This is a genomic window from Acetobacter musti (genome assembly GCF_011516835.1).
In the GTDB taxonomy this organism is placed as follows: Bacteria; Pseudomonadota; Alphaproteobacteria; order Acetobacterales; family Acetobacteraceae; genus Acetobacter; species Acetobacter musti.
Genome location: NZ_WOTB01000020.1, coordinates 17,348 through 32,900 on the forward strand (window position 1 = coordinate 17,348; position 15,553 = coordinate 32,900).

9 protein-coding genes are annotated in these 15,553 nt (G+C 59.5%); 1 reads left to right on the forward strand and 8 read right to left on the reverse strand.

The features are described from left to right. Positions 1–174 precede the first annotated feature (174 nt). The 3 genes from msrA to GOB93_RS14095 form a co-directional block, all read right to left on the reverse strand. On the reverse strand, positions 175–726 hold the full coding sequence (gene msrA, locus GOB93_RS14085; RefSeq protein ID WP_173584145.1) for a peptide-methionine (S)-S-oxide reductase MsrA: 552 nt from the start codon (positions 724–726) through the stop codon (positions 175–177). A 702-nt stretch (positions 727–1,428) separates the two neighbouring features. Further along, positions 1,429–2,826 (reverse strand): pilus assembly protein, encoded by a 1,398-nt coding sequence (locus GOB93_RS14090; protein WP_173584146.1) that lies wholly within the window; start codon positions 2,824–2,826, stop codon positions 1,429–1,431. A 1,217-nt stretch (positions 2,827–4,043) separates the two neighbouring features. Continuing rightward, positions 4,044–6,020 (reverse strand): CocE/NonD family hydrolase, encoded by a 1,977-nt coding sequence (locus GOB93_RS14095; RefSeq protein ID WP_173584147.1) that lies wholly within the window; start codon positions 6,018–6,020, stop codon positions 4,044–4,046. Between the two features lie 112 nt (positions 6,021–6,132). Here GOB93_RS14095 and GOB93_RS14100 point away from each other — a divergent pair, with 112 nt between their 5' ends. Next, on the forward strand, positions 6,133–6,678 hold the full coding sequence (locus GOB93_RS14100; RefSeq protein ID WP_173584148.1) for a DEAD/DEAH box helicase family protein: 546 nt from the start codon (positions 6,133–6,135) through the stop codon (positions 6,676–6,678). Positions 6,679–6,766: 88 nt separating this feature from the next. Here GOB93_RS14100 and GOB93_RS14105 read toward each other — a convergent pair whose 3' ends face one another. The 5 genes from GOB93_RS14105 to GOB93_RS21615 form a co-directional block, all read right to left on the reverse strand. After that, positions 6,767–9,373, reverse strand: a complete 2,607-nt coding sequence (locus GOB93_RS14105) for a TonB-dependent siderophore receptor (protein WP_173584149.1) — start codon at positions 9,371–9,373, stop codon at positions 6,767–6,769. A 118-nt stretch (positions 9,374–9,491) separates the two neighbouring features. Further along, complete coding sequence (locus GOB93_RS14110; RefSeq protein WP_242010798.1) at positions 9,492–10,499, reverse strand: FecR family protein; 1,008 nt, start codon at positions 10,497–10,499, stop codon at positions 9,492–9,494. Next, complete coding sequence (locus GOB93_RS14115; protein ID WP_173584151.1) at positions 10,496–11,131, reverse strand: sigma-70 family RNA polymerase sigma factor; 636 nt, start codon at positions 11,129–11,131, stop codon at positions 10,496–10,498. The genes GOB93_RS14110 and GOB93_RS14115 overlap by 4 nt, the downstream gene beginning before the upstream one ends. A 376-nt stretch (positions 11,132–11,507) precedes the next feature. Further along, positions 11,508–14,201 carry a valine--tRNA ligase gene (locus tag GOB93_RS14120; protein WP_173584152.1) on the reverse strand — a complete coding sequence of 898 codons (2,694 nt, stop codon included), beginning with the start codon at positions 14,199–14,201 and terminating at the stop codon, positions 11,508–11,510. 171 nt (positions 14,202–14,372) lie between these two features. Beyond that, the gene (locus tag GOB93_RS21615) at positions 14,373–15,545 is read right to left on the reverse strand and encodes a DUF2497 domain-containing protein (RefSeq protein WP_242010790.1); all 1,173 of its coding nucleotides are present in this window, start codon (positions 15,543–15,545) and stop codon (positions 14,373–14,375) included. Positions 15,546–15,553 lie beyond the last annotated feature (8 nt).

Below are 15,553 nucleotides of genomic sequence, written 5' to 3' on the forward strand. Positions count from 1 at the left end.
ACCGGTTTGCTTCAGCAGGCCCAGAGAGCACTTGCGACAAATCTTTAGTAAAAAACAGTAAAAGTTTTTGGGTGCCGCCTTTTTTCAAAAAGGCGGCGTTCTCTGAAGCTTTTTGAAAAAAGCTTCACCAGAAACTTCTTTATAATTCGCCATGGTATCCTGGGGCTGCTGCGATTATTTCTGCAGTTCAGCGAAGACTTTCCGCATTTTCAGGACTTTCGGGGCGACGACGGCCTGGCAGTATGGGTTGCCGGGGTTTCGGGCGAGGTAGTCCTCGTGTTTCGCTTCGGCGGGCCAGAAGGTGGTGAGGGGTTCGATCTGTGTGACGAGAGGGGCGTCCCAGAGGTCTGATTTTTCGATTTCGTCGCGGATTTCGAGAGCGGTTTTGTGCTGGGCTTCGTCGGTGAAGAAGATGACGGAGCGGTACTGGGTGCCGATGTCGTTGCCCTGGCGGTTGAGGGTTGTGGGATTGTGGAGGGTGAAGAAGATCCGCAGGAGCTGCGCGTAGGAGATGATCGCGGGGTCGAAGGTGACTTCGACGACTTCGGCGTGGCCGGTGGCGCCGGTGCAGACCTGTTCGTAGGTGGGGTGTTCGGTGTGGCCGCCGGCGTAGCCGGAGCGGACGGAGAGGACGCCTCTGATGGTGAGGTAGACGGCTTCGACGCACCAGAAGCAGCCGGCGCCGAGGATGGCGGTTTCGGTTCTGGGGGCTGGTGTGGTGGTCATGGCGGGGCTCGTCTGGTGAGGGGTGGCTCAGGCCCCGTCGGGAGGATGGGGCTTTCCGGAAGCTGGGGGTTTGGCGGGGTGGGGTCAAGAGCCGGGGCGGTGGAGGGCGTGGCTCTTTGTGGCCGGGATTGTTTTCAGAGCCTGTTTCAGAAACCTGCTCAAGCCGTATCCTGCTAAATCATAAAGAAGTTTTTGGTGAAGCTTTTTTCAAAAAGCTTCAGAGAACGCCGCCTTTTTGAAAAAAGGCGGCACCCAAAAACTTTTATTGTTTTTCTGTCAAAGGTTTGTTGTGGCGTGGTTTCTGAGGTGAGCGGATGACAGGGGCGCAGAAAAACAGGCGTTTATGTCTTTTGGAAACAGGAGACAAAGCAGGGTTCTGCGCTGCACCGAAAGGGATCACAGATTCTAATTTAACAAACCGGGATCAAAGGGACTGCGTCCCTTTGGGGGGGCGTGGCCCTGGTCTCATCAGGCTCCGGATCGGAAAACAGCGCCTCCCGTATCGGGGATCGCCCGGAACGCTGATCTGGACCGGAGGCTTTGTGGTCCGTCCTGCTTTTCTGTCGGAGACCCTGCCTGCCGGGGCTTTGAATGAAACGCGGGAAGCTTCTGTTCGATTTCAGGTTCGGCATTTTACAGCACAGAGGTCTTGCGGAGATGTGTGACCTCTGACGGGTCTGAGGCGGGGTTCCGGGCGAGGTGTTATTTTGAAATGCGCAGGGAGCTGTCGTTGATGATCATGTTGAGGGCTGATGAAAAGGCGCTCTGAATACCGGCGCCGTCATCGGCCTGGAAGTAATCGTCTGATTTTGAGGCGCAGCTCTGCATGGAGCCCTGCATGGTGCCTGAGCCGGTGCCGGTGACGGGGGCGACGTAGGTGTCGAAGAGGCTGTTGCCGGGAACGGAATAATAGGGGACCCAGATTGAGAAAAGCTGGACGCCCATGTTCTTGAGGGTGGTGCAGGCGTTTGTGTAGGTGACGTCGATGTTGTGGTAATAGGGCGGGTAGGTGGCGTCGTACACGTCTTCGGCGCCGTCTGAGAGGAAGATGATGTATGTTTTCCTTTTTGTGGCGGAACTGCCGTCTCCGACATTGGTCAGCTGACTTGCGGTATAGTTCAGGGCGTCGGTCGTTTTGGTATATCCGCCGTTATAGTCCGCGTAATCGAGTGGTCTGTAGGAAGAGCTGTTGTGTGAATTGAAGTACTGAGTGGCGTTTTCGACGTCCACGGCTGACGCGGCTGTGATGGCGGCTGCGATATCGGTTGTTGGGGCGAGGGACTGGATGACATTCGTTCCGAAGGTGCTGATGCCGACCGAGATATAGGTGTTGTTGCTGGCGGCGTAATCATTGAGCTGGGACGTGAAGGTCTGCATGGCTTGTTTGACGTAGTCGATTTTCAGTTCGATCCCGTTGGCCTGGGCGTAGGCGCGCATGTCGCAGACGGGTTTTCCTTTGCGGGAGTAGGTCTGGGGACTGAGGGAGGTGGTGCAGCTCACGCCGTTGGCGCTGTAATAATAAGCGTTGGGATCGTGGCAGGCGAAGGCGCACTGGCTGTTGGTGTTTTCCAGGGCCTGGATGGCGGCTGTGCTTCCGCCGACGGTCATGGAGTTTGAGACATCCACGAGGAAGATGACCTGAATATATGAGTTTGTGGCGGTCATGCTGGCGGTGGAAGTGACGGTGACGGGGCCTGAGAGGCCGGGGACCAGATTTGGCAGGAAGAATTTCGGGGTGCTGGTCAGGGTTACGGTTACGCTTCCGGAATATTGTGTCTGGCTGGCGTAGGAGACCGAGATGCCGGGCAGGGTGGTGATGCCGGCGGCGGCGGCGTTGGTTGCGACGGAGGTTTCGGCGGCGGCCTGGGCTGTCTGCAGGGCTTCCGCGGGTGAGGTGGAGGCCTGTGTCACCAGGCTGTCATTTGCGGCCTGAGCGGCTTTCAGCGAGGCGGCGTCGGCGAAGTTCTGAAGCTGGGTGTGTGTGTTGACGACGACGGCGAGGTTGGCGGAGGTTGCGATGCCGATGAGCATGGTGAGTGCTGCGATAGGCGCGATGACTGAGACGCTGCCTTCCCGCGAGGCGCGTAGCTGTCTGAGCATGAATCTTTCCTCAGACTGGTCGGCTGTCTGATCCGGTGGTGATGGTGGACGGGTGGATCACAGGCTTTTGCATAGGGGAAATCGGATGTTTCCGGATGGAAGGTTGGGGTGAGTGAGGTATATGGCATTGTAAGGTGGATAACTGGTTAATGAGGCAGGGATTTGCGCGGTCTGGCAATCGGGTCTGGTAAATGTTTTGTCTGTTTGTTCTGTGTCTGAGGTTTTGTGGCGGGAATGGTGCGGAATGCAGGGTGTTATTTGATGTGTTTCTGACAGATATTGCTGTTTAATGTGGGTTTTTTTTGGTTTACACTATATCCTGATGGATATTGATCTCTTTGCGTCGGTTTATTTAAGAGACTGTTTCAAATTCCTTTTGCCTCCCGCTCAGCTGCCTGCCTCAGCCAGTCTGCAAAAAGCATCTCACGACAAACCTTTGACAAAAACAGTAAAAGTTTTTGGGTGCCGCCGTTTTTCAAAAAGGCGGCATCTTCTGAAGCTTTTTGAAAAAAGATTCACCAAAAACTTCTTTATAATTTAAAGGAAGTTTCGCGGGCATGATCTGCCGTGCACCCGGATAGAGTGTGACTCGAGGGTGTGCTGCGCACGATATTCCCTTTGTCTCTTTTGATTTAACACGGTGGGATCAAAGGGACTGTGGCTCTTTGTGGGTTTGGGGTATAGTCCTAAAAGTCATTGTGTCTGTATTTGCAAACTATGTAATGTCTTATGCAATATAGTCAGAAAAAAGAGTGAGGCGCTTCTGTTCTTTTTTGAAAAAAAGAACCAAAAAACTTTTGATTTTTAAAAATTATCCTGGGTGAATGGCTGATAATAAACAGGTTAAAGTCTTTTTGTTTCTTTTTCTTCAGAAAAAGAATGTTTCCTTATTTTTAAAATATTAATGTGTAGAATAATTCTTCGGAAGATTTTTTGATAAGCTTTGAAAAGTGCCATCTTTTTGAAAAGGCGGTGCCTGAAAATCGTTGTTTTTTATCAAAGATTTACCGCGCAGTGCTCTTATGGAGGGACTTCGTTTTCTCGCCGGTTTGGGAGAAACGATGAAAAGCTGCTTTATGATAAGGGGATTTCCAGGGTGCTGCCATGGGACCCGGCAGGGAGCGCGGCTCCCTGCATCCTGATCGGTTTAACAAAATGGTTTGCAAAGGTCTGAGACCTTTGCCGGGGTTTTAAAGGGGCAGAGCCCCCTTTGTGACTCAGTGACTTATAGCCGGAACGACGGGCAGGAGAATGGAGGTTGCTGCCGCGCCGCCGTGATGGATGCTCTGGGTGGCTTTGATGTAGTCGGCGGGTTGCGCCTTGAAGATGTTTTCGACGTAGCGCTGCGGGTTGCGGTCGTAGAGCGGGAACCAGGAGGACTGGATCTGGATCATGATCCGGTGGCCCTTTGCGAAGACGTGGTTCACGGCGGGCAGGGTGAAGCGGTAGTGTTCGGTGCTGTTTGCCGGGATGGGTGAGGGCTGTTCGAAGCTTTTGCGATAGCGGCCGCGGAAAATGTCCATGGAGACGGGCAGTTCGTAGCCGCCCATATCGGGGGTGTCTGCTGTTGTGGGCAGGTTCACGTCAATGAGTTTGACGACCCAGTCTGCGTCGGTGCCGGTGGTGGCGGCGTAGAGGTCGGCGACGGGGACGCCGCTGACGGTGACGGGCTCGGTGAGAGGGGCGGTTTCGTAGGTCAGCACGTCGGGACGGGATTCGGCCTCGCGCTGATCCTGGACGAGCCAGGGCTTCCAGCGGTTGCTTTCGCTGAAGGCGAAGGGGCGGTGCAGGAAGGGAACGGGGTGGGCCGGGTCGGAGATGTAGGAATCCGCGGCGTCGGTTGCGGGGCGGGTGAAGCTGAGACCGTTATGGTTGTCGAGATAGATCGGTTTCAGCGGCGCGGCGCAGTTTTTTTCGCAGGCGAGGGGCCATTTTGCGTAGCGGTCCCAGTGCTGGAGGCCGGTGTTGTAGATGATGGCGGCGGGCATGGAGACGGCGGGCGCGCCGGGTTTCAGATACTGGTCGAAGAAGGGACGGAAGACGTCGCGGCGATATTGTTCGGCGGTGTCGCCTTCGAAGGCGAGGGGGCCGAGGGTTGAGCCGTTGTAATTGACGCCGCTGTGGCGCCAGGGACCCATGACGAGCGTGTTGGGGACGGCGCCGGGGAATTTGTCCTGGAGGGCCTGCCAGGAGTGGATGGCGCCCCACATGTCTTCCTGGTCCCAGAGTCCCTGTTCCCAGAGCATGGGGACGGTGGGTTTTTTGTTGGCGATGAAGTGGTCGAGGGCCTGTCCCTGCCAGAACGCGTCCCAGGCGGGGTGCGCGAGCATGCGCTGCCAGAAGGGAAGCTGGTCGAGGCCGGCCTGGCGGGCGAAGTCTTCGGCGGAGCCGGCGCGGAGGAAGTTGGTGTAGTCGTCACGGTCGGTGCGGGGGATTTCGTCGCCTTCGCCGCGGACGGACATCTGGGCGGGGAAGTAATCGAGGCTGCTGAGGCGGAAGGCGCCGTAATGGAACCAGTCATCGCCCATCCATCCGTCGACCATGGGGCTTTCGGGGGAGGCGACTTTCAGGGCCGGGTGCGGGTCGAGCAGGGCCATGACGACGGTGAAGCCTTCGTAGGACGATCCGGTCATGCCGACGCGGCCGTTTGATTCCGGCACGTGTTTCGTGAGCCACTCGATGGTGTCCCAGGCGTCGGTGGTTTCATCGGTGTTGGTGGGGTTGAGGGGGCCGCGCGGGGGGCGGGTCATGACGTAGTCGCCTTCGGAGCCGTATTTGCCGCGAATGTCCTGGAAGACGCGGATGTAGCCACCATCGACGAAGATGTCGTCGCCCTGGGGCAGGAGGTTGCGCATGGTCAGTGCGTCGGGGGTGCGGTTCGCGCGTTGTTTCGCGTTGTAGGGAGTTCGGGTGAGGAGGATGGGGGCGTTTTTCGCGTTCTTCGGGATGACGATGACGGTGTAGAGCTTCACGCCGTCGCGCATGGGGATCATTTCGACGCGTTTGATGTAGTCGCGGCGGTCGGTGGGGTAGCTGACATGGGCGGGGATGTCGTTGCCGGTCTGGACGAGGAGCGGGTCGGGCTGGGCGGCGCGCGCGGTGGCGAGGGCTGTGGTCAGCGCGAGGCAGGTGGTGAGTGTGGTGAGCGTCCGCGTGGTTTTGCGGTGTGTCTGGGCTGACCGTCTGTGGCTCATTGCGGTGTGTTTTCCCTGAAATACGGTGGGCTCGTTCGTTTCGGGGAAGGTATAAGGGGTTTGGGGTGGGGAGGCCAGGCATGAGGGTTTTCGGGGCGGGCGGGGTTGGAAAATGGTGATTGTGCATCTGAATGGCTGGCCGGGGGTTGGGAAGCGCACGATCGGGGAGGCGCTGGCGCGGCGGATGGGCGCCCGTTTCATTCACAATCATCTTTTGCATGACGTTGGCATTGTCTGTTGCGGGCTGGATGATCCGGAACGATGGGTTGTGTATGAGCAGGTTCGGCGGGCGGCTTATGGGGCTCTGGCGCGTCGGCCGGGGAGTGAGGCGTTTGTGATGACCAATGCTCTGTGTGAAGGGGCGCCGCGGGAAGAGGAGGCGTGGCGGCATGTGGTGGAACTGGCGGCGGCGCGGGATGTTCCGCTGGTTCCGGTTGTTCTGGAAGCGCGGGCTGATGAGATGATGCGGCGTGTCGGGAGTGCGGATCGGGTCGGAAAGAAGCTGACTGATGCGGGTGTTTTACGGAATATGATGGCTGAGGCGCGGATACGGAGGCCGCTGTCGCCCTCTGGACTTGTGCTGGATGTTTCCGATCTGGCGCCTGAGCGGGCGGCGGCGGTGATTGAGCAGCATGTCGGGCGCTGTGTGGCGGGGTGAGGGAGCGGGCTGTGTCTCCCGCCGGTCAGCGTGATTTCTGGTTTTGAAAGATACTTTCAGAACCGGAATGTTCACGCTTTTCCGGTCATTACCAGTTGTAAGTCAGGTTGCCGTAGACCTTTCTTCCCTGCCCCAGGTTACAGGCCCAGGTGCTGCACGCCACGGTGTAGTATTTATTGGTCAGATTGGACACGCTGAGCTGGGCTTTCAGGCCTTTCAGGGAAGGGAGGGCCGCTCCGAAATCGTAATGTGCGCCGATATCGAACAGGAGATAGGCTGGGTTTTTAAAGGATTCGACACTGTCGCCGTAAGTGGTGCCGGTGTATCTCATGCCGCCATTGATGCCGAAGCCACGCAGACGACGAAAAGGGATCGTGTAATCGGCGAAGACTGAGAACATGTTTTTCGGAACGTAAGGTACGGACATGCCGCTCTGGGAGATGGCGCTGCCATAGCTCGAATCTGTGTAAGGATCGTATCTCTTCGAGGTCTTGTCTGTTTTCGCATATCTGAGATCGGTAAAACTGTAGGACGCCACCACCCTGAGGTCTCTGGTAATGTTGGCGTTCGCTGCGACTTCGAAGCCCTGTGACCGGACGCGTCCGCCGTCGTCCTGGTAACCGCTGTGCACTGCATCAGTGATCAGATAATGATTCTCATCGATGTGAAAAGCTGAGGCTGTAATGATGATATTCCGGTGCGGAACTTTGTATTTCAGCCCGGCCTCAAGCTGCTGTCCGGTCAGAGGCGCAAAGGGTTTTCCCTGCCAGTCTGTCGCGCTTTGCGGGATGAAGGATGTGGCGTAGCTGAAATAGGGCGCGAGACCGAAATCGAAGTTGTAAACGAGTCCGGCGCGCCAGGTGAAGGCGTTCTGGGGGCGTGGGATATCGCGGCTGGCTCCGGCTTTGCTGGTGGTTGTGCCCAGGGCGTTCGTCACTGAATAATTGGTGTATTTTCCGTGGTAATTGACCCAGTCCTGTCGACCGCCGAGCAGGATGGACAGGCCTTTCCATTTGATCTGATCCTGGAAGTAGACGCCTTCCTGAAAGTAATTGAAGCGTGAGAGGGAGGTTGAGGCATCGCAGCCGGAGCCTGCTCTGGTGCTGTAGCAGGGAGTGAAATTCGAAACAGGGTTAAAGATGTCCAGAATGACGTCACTTGCGGAATTATCGGACATGGACTGGAAATTCCAGTCGAACTCACGGAAGTCGGAGCCGACGACCCAGGTGTGTTTCAACGGGCCGGTACTGAAATCTCCGGAAAGGCGTGAGTCCAGCCCGGTTGTCGTATAGCGACTTTTTGTCCACCAGGGCGAGATATAGATCTGACCGGGACTGGCGACGCCGTCATAATAAAAATTGTTGCTGTTGTCGTTGCTCTGTTCCCAGCGGAATACCTGACTGAAACTGATGTATTTACTGAATTTGTGAGAAAACTGGTATTCGAACATGGCATCTTTCTGCCCCTCGGTATTTGCGTTTCGCAGGCCGAGGAAGGTGCTTCTGGGAATACGCCTGCCGTTGTAAGGGAGCATGGTGCCTATGAGCGGGTATTCCAGTCCGACGCCATTGCCTGGGGTGTACATATACATGCCGAGCAGGGAAAGGGATGTTCGGGGATCGATATCCCAGGTGATGGAAGGCAGAACACCGGTACGGTGGTAGAAAACGTGATCGGTCTGCGTGCCCTGGGTGACGCCGATGGCGGCGACGCGGTAGCGGAGATTGCCTGATTTCGTGATCTTGTCGCTGGTATCGGCAGTCAGTTCGTAACGACCCCAGTTGCCGAAGCCCAGCGACACCTGGTGAAACGGTGTGTCGGTCGGTTTTTTGAGGCTCATGCCGAGCATACCACCTGGATTGACCTGTCCGTACATGACGGAAGCAGGACCATTTACGACGTCGATCCGTTCGATGAAGGCGGTTTCTCCGGCGCTGGCAGAGTTTGTCATCAGTCCGTCAACGAATTGTTTTGAGGTAAAGCCGCGTTGCAGAATGGAGCCTGATGTACTGGCTGATCCGCTGCCGAATGTACCGGCGTTCTCGGTACGGACACCGGCGACATAACGCAGCGCTTCCTGAAGAGTCTGAGGCTGCTGGTCGACCATCTGCTGTTTCGTAACGACATAGATGGAATTAGGAATTTCCATGATTGGCGTGCTGGTCTTCGTGCCTGCCATGGTGTTTTCGGCGACGTATCCGACGCCTGGTCCCGTGGGGTTCTGGACGACTGCATTGCCGCCGACACGTACCGGACCGAGCGTGATGCTCGAAGTGACGGGCTTTTTTCCGAGAACGATGGTGTTGCCGCCTGCGTAACGGAAATTCAGATCCGTGGCGGACAGGAGCTGCTGCAGGGCGGCCTGCCGGGTCATGGTTCCTGAGACGGGACGGGATGTTTTGCCGGAGATCAGGGCGGGATCGTAGGTGATCTGGAGTCCGGACTGTTTTCCGAAGGTTGCGAGGGCCTGTCCGAGGGGCTGGGCCGGAATGTTGTAGGTTACAGCAGCAGATTGCGCTGCTGTGGTTTCATCGGTCCGGGCTGAGGCGGCAAGGGGAGCAAGACCGGTGCCGATCAGGGCCGCGCACAGGGCAGAGCGTGTTGCGAGGGAGGCCGGGCTGCCGGTGCGCCGGTGCTGTTGCGGGACGGGGGTTTTCGTGATCGGGGACACGGGAAGGATGGCGGCCGGCTTCAATGTCTGGCTTCCTCGGAGTTAAGAATGCATCGCATTTGAAACGAGGACGGGCAGGCTGACCGGTTTTTAAGGGCGGCGTCGAAATTATTTTTCGGCATATTTCCGGGGCAGGGCGTGTTTAGTGCCCTGCCGGTGTTTTCGCAGGCGTTATGAGCAGGATATGGCCGGCGATTTCGCGGACATGGTCCCCGGCGGGCAGCACGACGGCCTGGAGGGCGGCGGGGATATTGTTCAGGTCGTAGAGGCCGCCGACGTGGCGGGTGTTCAGGGCGCTGTCATATCTGACGATAAAGCCGGGATAGTAACGGCTCAGGGTGTCGATGACGCGGCCGATGGTTTCATTTTCGACCATGAGCGTTCCGCTGCGCCAGGAGCCGACGGCATCGGGGGCGACGGTGTTCTGTGTGATCTTTCCGGTCTGTCGGTCAACCTGGACCTCATCGCCGGCCTGCATGAGGAGTTCGGGCGGGGCGTTTGTTCCGCTGAGGGACATGCCGACTTTTCCGTCCTGAACGCCGAGGCGGATTTCCGCGCGGTCCATGCGGATGTCGAAACGGGTGCCGATGTCGCGGGCGCGGAGTTCTCCTGCGCTGACGCGGAAGGGACGTGTCGTGTCATGCCGGATCTGGAAAAAGGCTTCTCCGGTCAGGAGGGTGACGTTGCGCCGGGTGGCTGTGTAGCTGACGGCGATGGCGGATTTTCCGCCCAGGGTGATGCTGCTGCCATCGGCCAGCGTGACGGTGCGGTTCTGGCCGGTGGAAGTGGTGTAATCGGCCAGCATGGCAATTCTGAGGGTGGGGAAGAGCAGCCAGGCGGCGCAGCAGAGTGCGGCGGTGACGGGGATGGCGGTTATCGGACGGATGATCCGGTGGCGTGTTTTGTCCGGGCGGGTGGCTGGCGGACTTTGTCTGGCGGATGTGGGGAGGAGTTCGGGGCCGATGGCGCCTGTCAGAGACCAGATCCGGAGGGCGGTGGTCCATGCTTCCGCGTGCGCGGGGGAGCGGGCGTGCCATGCGGAAAATTCCTGCCGCAGGGTCTGATCGTCGGGGTCATCGGTCAGACGGATCGCCCACTGATTTGCCTCTGTGGCGAGGCTTTCCGGTGGCTGCGCCTGTCTGTCTGTCATGCGTGCCACGGACTGTTCCATCCTTTCGGGCTGCTCTCCTGCGAGGGGAAGGCAGTCTGATGGTAAAGACGTTGTTCGGGGAAGATTTTAAAGGCCATTGTTTCTGGCCGGTCAGTTTTTGGGGCGGTTTCGTCGAGCGCTGCCTGGCAGGCTGTCATGGCCTCGTTCACCAGCTGCGCTGCCCTTACGATGGAAATATCGAGTTCCGCCGCGATTTCCCGAAGTTTATAGCCGCCGAACCGTTTCATTTCGAAGGCGAGGCGCGTGCGTTCGGGCAGGGAGGCCAGGGTCTGTTCGATCAGGGCGAGCTCTTCCCGGTCTCCGGCATAGGCTTCGGGAGTGAGCGGATCGCTGAGAAGATGCCGGATCGCGATATCGGCGATGTCCTCGGCTTTGCGTATTTTTGCACCACGAAGGCCGTCGATGGCCAGTCGGCGGACGACCTGCATGAGGTAGGCGAAAGGTCGTTCGATTGTGATGTTCTGCTGACGGGCGGCCGTGACTTTGAGAAAGGCGTCCTGCACGATGTCTTCGGCCCGTGTGCGGCATCCGGTGATCGAGGCCGCCACGTCCACGAATTTCGGGCAATGGCGCAGGTAGACGTCCAGAACAGGCTCTGACTCTTTCACCATGCGCTGTTTCCTTATGGGACGGCCTGCGGATTGTGCGTGTGAACGGGGCGTCCGGACGCATTGCGCGTTTTATTGCGAAACGTTCTTAACAGCAATATCTGACCGTGGAGACGCTGGTATGTCCGCAGGCTGTTCCCGTTTTGTGATGAGATGGGGTGCATGCCGGATGATGACCGCGATTTTTACAAATCGGTTTCCAAAGGCCGCCGGCCTTTGGCGGGTTCAGGGCAGAGCCCTGAAATGGTGCCGCGTCAGGAAAGGAAGGTTTTCGGGGCGCTGCCCCGAGCCCCGCAAAGGGACGCAGTCCCTTTGAGCCCGAACGTTAAATACAACATGGCGTCCGGGGGGCTGCGGCCTCTGGCGGGTTCCTGGTTTTTTATCCCAGGCGAGCGAGGGCGGCTTTGAGGCGGTCGCGTTCGCCGGTCTGGGTGGTGAGGCGTTCGCGGGTTTCCTCGACGACTTCCGGTTTGCCGCGGGCGATGAAGTCAGGGTTGCCGAGTTTCTTTTCGGTTTTCGCGATTTCGGCTTCTGCCTTATCGAGTTCTTTGTTCAGACGCGCGCGCTCGGCATTGAGATCGATGAGATCCGCGAGCGGCAGGACGAGGGTGGCTTCGTCCACGACGGTCTGGGCGGAGCCGTGGGGAACATCGCCGGTGAGGGCTTCGACTTCCGAAACGCGGGCCATGCGGCCGATGGTTTCGGCCCAGCGTTTCGCGCGGTCGAGGGTGACGGGCAAGGCATCTTTCAGAAGGACGGGGGCGAGGCGGGACGGGGGCACGTTCATTTCCGAGCGGACGGTACGGATTTCGGAAATGAAGCGTGTCAGCCAGTCGATTTCCGCGACGGCGTCTTCCGCGCCGGCAACCGTGACGGGCTGCGGCCAGGCGGCGGTCATGAGTTTGCCTTCCGGTCCGAAACCGAATTCCTGCCAGAGTGTGTCGGTCACGAAAGGCATGACGGGCTGGAGCAGGCGCAGGATGGTGTCGAGCACCCAGGCGGTGACGGCACGGAGTTCTTCGGCGGCCTTTGCGTCCTCGCCGGAGAAGACGGGTTTGGAGAGTTCCAGATACCAGTCGCAGAAGCGGTTCCAGACGAAGCGGTAGCAGGCGCCGGCGTATTCGTCGAAACGGAAGGCTTCAAGGGCTTTCGTGGCTTCGGTGACGGCGAGGTTCGTTTCGTGAATGATCCAGCGGCTGAGCGGGTTTTCCGCTTTTGCCGGAGCGAAATCCGGGGCCGGTTTCACGCCGTTCATTTCCGCGAAGCGGGCGGCGTTCCAGAGTTTGGTGACGAAGGCGCGGTGGTCCTCGACGCGTTTCGGTCCGAATTTCAGATCGCGGCCGACGCCGGTGAGGGCACAGATGGTGAAGCGCGTGGCGTCGGCGCCGTATGTGTCGAGCAGGTCGAGCGGATCGATGCCGTTGCCTTTGCTCTTCGACATTTTCTGGCCGCGTTCGTCGCGGACGAGGCCGTGGATGAAGACGGTGCGGAAGGGCACGTCTTTCATGAAATGCAGGCCCATCATCATCATGCGGGCGACCCAGAAGAAGATGATGTCGAAGCCGGTGACGAGGACGTCGGTGGGGTAGTAGCGGTCCAGCTCCGGCGTTTTGTCGGGCCAGCCGAGGGTGGAGAACGGCCAGAGGGCGGAGGAGAACCAGGTGTCGAGAACGTCCTCGTCCCGGGTGAGTTCTGTTTTTTCGCCGAAATGCGCGGTGGCCTGGGCCTGGGCGTCGTCCTCGTCGAAGGCGACGAAGACGGTGCCGTCCGGGGCGTACCAGGCGGGGATCTGGTGGCCCCACCAGAGCTGGCGGGAGATGCACCAGGGCTGGATGTCGCGCATCCAGGCGAAGAAGGTGTTTTCCCACTGCTTCGGGACGAAGGTGACGTCGCCTTTTTCCACGGCTTCGATGGCCGGGCCGGCGAGGGTAGCGGCGTCGCAGTACCACTGGGTGGTCAGGCGCGGCTCGACGACGGCGCCGCCGCGTTCGGCGTGGGGGACCTGATTGGTGTGGGCTTCGACTTCGACGAGGAAGCCGAGGCGGTCGAGTTCGGCGACGATGGCTTTGCGGGCGTCTTCGCGGGACTGGCCTTCGAGCGTGCGGGTGAAGGCGGGATCGGCGACGGTCTCAATGCTGTGCAGGTCGTCTGCGATCTCGGTGAGGGTGATGGCGGCGGCCTCATCCAGCACGGAGATCATCGGCAGGTTGTGACGTTTGCCGACCTCGAAATCGTTGAAGTCGTGGGCCGGGGTGATTTTGACGGCGCCGGTGCCTTTTTCCGGGTCGGAATAGGTGTCGGCGATGACGGGGATGCGGCGGCCGGTCAGGGGCAGGATGACGGATCTGCCGATGAGGGCGGTGTAGCGCTCGTCATCCGGATGCACGGCGACGGCGGTGTCGCCGAGCATGGTTTCCGGGCGGGTGGTGGCGACGGTGATGAACTGGTCTTCGGTGTCCGCGACGGGGTAGCGGATGTGCCAGAGGTGGCCGCGGGTTTCCTTATTCTCGACTTCGAGGTCGGAGATGGCGGTGCGGAAATGCGGGTCCCAGTTGACCAGTCGGCGGTCGCGATAGATCAGGTTTTCGCGGAATAGGGTGACGAAGACTTCGCGGACGGCGCGGGAGAGGCCTTCATCCATGGTGAAACGCTCGCGCGACCAGTCGAGCGAGGAGCCGAGGCGGCGGAGCTGCTTTGTGATGCCGTTTCCGGACTCGGCTTTCCATTCCCAGACGCGCTCGAGGAAGGTGGAGCGTCCGAGCTGCTGGCGGGTGGTGCCTTCGGTGGCCAGCCTGCGTTCGACGACGAGCTGGGTGGCGATGCCGGCATGGTCGGTTCCGGGCTGCCAGAGGGTGTCGCGGCCCTGCATACGGCGCCAGCGGATGAGGGTATCCTGCAGCGTCATGGTCAGGGCGTGGCCCATATGGAGCGTGCCGGTGACGTTGGGCGGCGGGATCATGATGGTGTAGGGCGCGCCCGGGCTCTGCGGGCTGGCTGCAAAGCTGCCTTCGGTTTCCCAGAGGCTGTAGAGCCGGGGTTCTGTTTCGGTTGCCTGAAACGTCTTGCTGAGCATCGCCTGTCTTAACCGCCCTGTTCTGATCGGAATGGGATCATAAACGGAAAACGCGGCGCTGAACGCAGCGCCGCGTTTTTCAGTATCGCTTTTTCGCACAGGAGCCGGGAATTCGGAACAGGCAATCCTGGCGGATCAGCCGTTGCGGGGAGAGCCGGTTCCTGCCGGGGATTACCGGTCGCTGAGACGCTCGATCTCTTTCTGAACGGCCTGCTGGACGATGCCGGACAGATGCTGATCCAGCCATTCCTTGAGGAATGCGCGCACTTCGTCGCGGACGATGTCTTCGATGGTCAGGTTTCCACCACGCGTGATAGCCACTCTTCTCTCCCTGTGTTCGACGGACTGTTTACGGCGCAGCATCTGCTGCAGGGCACCAAAGGAATGTTCCGTAGCGCCAATGGTCTGCTTGTCCAGCGGAATCTGAACGGGGGCCGGTGCGTCGGTGTCGGACGCTGCTCCCCCGGCAGTATATCCGGCGGGATAGTTCTGCGTTTCCGACGCGTCCCTGTCTTCGCTCATCGTTACCCCTGAAAGTGTTGTCGGGACGCTCCACTTTTTACGGGCGGGCGTTCCGGGTGTGTGTGCAGTCTCTTGTAACGGAGTCTGAACGGTTTCAACAGCCCCCGCATGGCTGGCGGAGGCGGTTTCCGGCGCGGTGATCACCGGCGCCGGCGCTGAAATCGCCGGGGGGGCCGTGACGGCTGGGGCGGCAGCGGCAGCGGCAGCGGCAGCGGGAAGCGCCGGTGTGGCGTCATGGTGCGGGGCCGGAGCGGCTGCGTCGAGCACCAGCGGAGGGGCGTCTCCGGCTGCTGTCGTGCCGTGTTCGGCTTCGTGCTTCTGACGGGCGGCTTCCGCCTCATGGAACTCGTGCTCATCGAGGAAGGGTTCGTCTTCTTCCTCTTCCGCGTGATGAGCTGCTGCGTGAGCGTCCCCGGCATGGTCGTGCTCAGGGCGCGCGTTCTCCATGTGGCTCTCTGCCGCATGGGCAGCGTTCCCGTGGCCAGCTTCCGGATGCGGCTCTTCCGCGTGCGGTTCTTCAGGATGTTCGTCTTCGTCGTCGGTGGCCATCATGGACGAGTCCAGCACGAGGACGCTGTCCTCGTCGTCTTCGGGATCGTCCATGTTCTCTTCGACGAGCCTGTCCTGGACGGGGGCCGGGACGGCTGCCTGTGTGGCTGTGGGCTGTGCGGCTGCCGGCTGTGCGGTTGGCGGGGTGACGGGAGGAGCGGCCGGAGCGGCGGCGGGCTTTGCCTCCTTGCCTTCCTTCAGGATGCGCCGGATCGAGGACAGGACCGTTTCTATTGAACCGTCTTCGGGTTTTATATCGCTGTTTTCTGTCATCTCGTGAC

What these genes read in the sequence shown, in the direction of transcription:
- GOB93_RS14095 (WP_173584147.1), bottom strand. Translation starts at nt 6,020, where the DNA reads ATGAGCCACAGACGGTCAGCCCAGACACACCGCAAAACCACGCGGACG.
- GOB93_RS14115 (WP_173584151.1), bottom strand. Translation starts at nt 11,131, where the DNA reads ATGGTGAAAGAGTCAGAGCCTGTTCTGGACGTCTACCTGCGCCATTGC.
- GOB93_RS21615 (WP_242010790.1), bottom strand. Translation starts at nt 15,545, where the DNA reads ATGACAGAAAACAGCGATATAAAACCCGAAGACGGTTCAATAGAAACG.
- GOB93_RS14120 (WP_173584152.1), bottom strand. Translation starts at nt 14,201, where the DNA reads ATGCTCAGCAAGACGTTTCAGGCAACCGAAACAGAACCCCGGCTCTAC.
- GOB93_RS14110 (WP_242010798.1), bottom strand. Translation starts at nt 10,499, where the DNA reads ATGACAGACAGACAGGCGCAGCCACCGGAAAGCCTCGCCACAGAGGCA.
- GOB93_RS14090 (WP_173584146.1), bottom strand. Translation starts at nt 2,826, where the DNA reads ATGCTCAGACAGCTACGCGCCTCGCGGGAAGGCAGCGTCTCAGTCATC.
- msrA (WP_173584145.1), bottom strand. Translation starts at nt 726, where the DNA reads ATGACCACCACACCAGCCCCCAGAACCGAAACCGCCATCCTCGGCGCC.
- GOB93_RS14100 (WP_173584148.1), top strand. Translation starts at nt 6,133, where the DNA reads ATGGTGATTGTGCATCTGAATGGCTGGCCGGGGGTTGGGAAGCGCACG.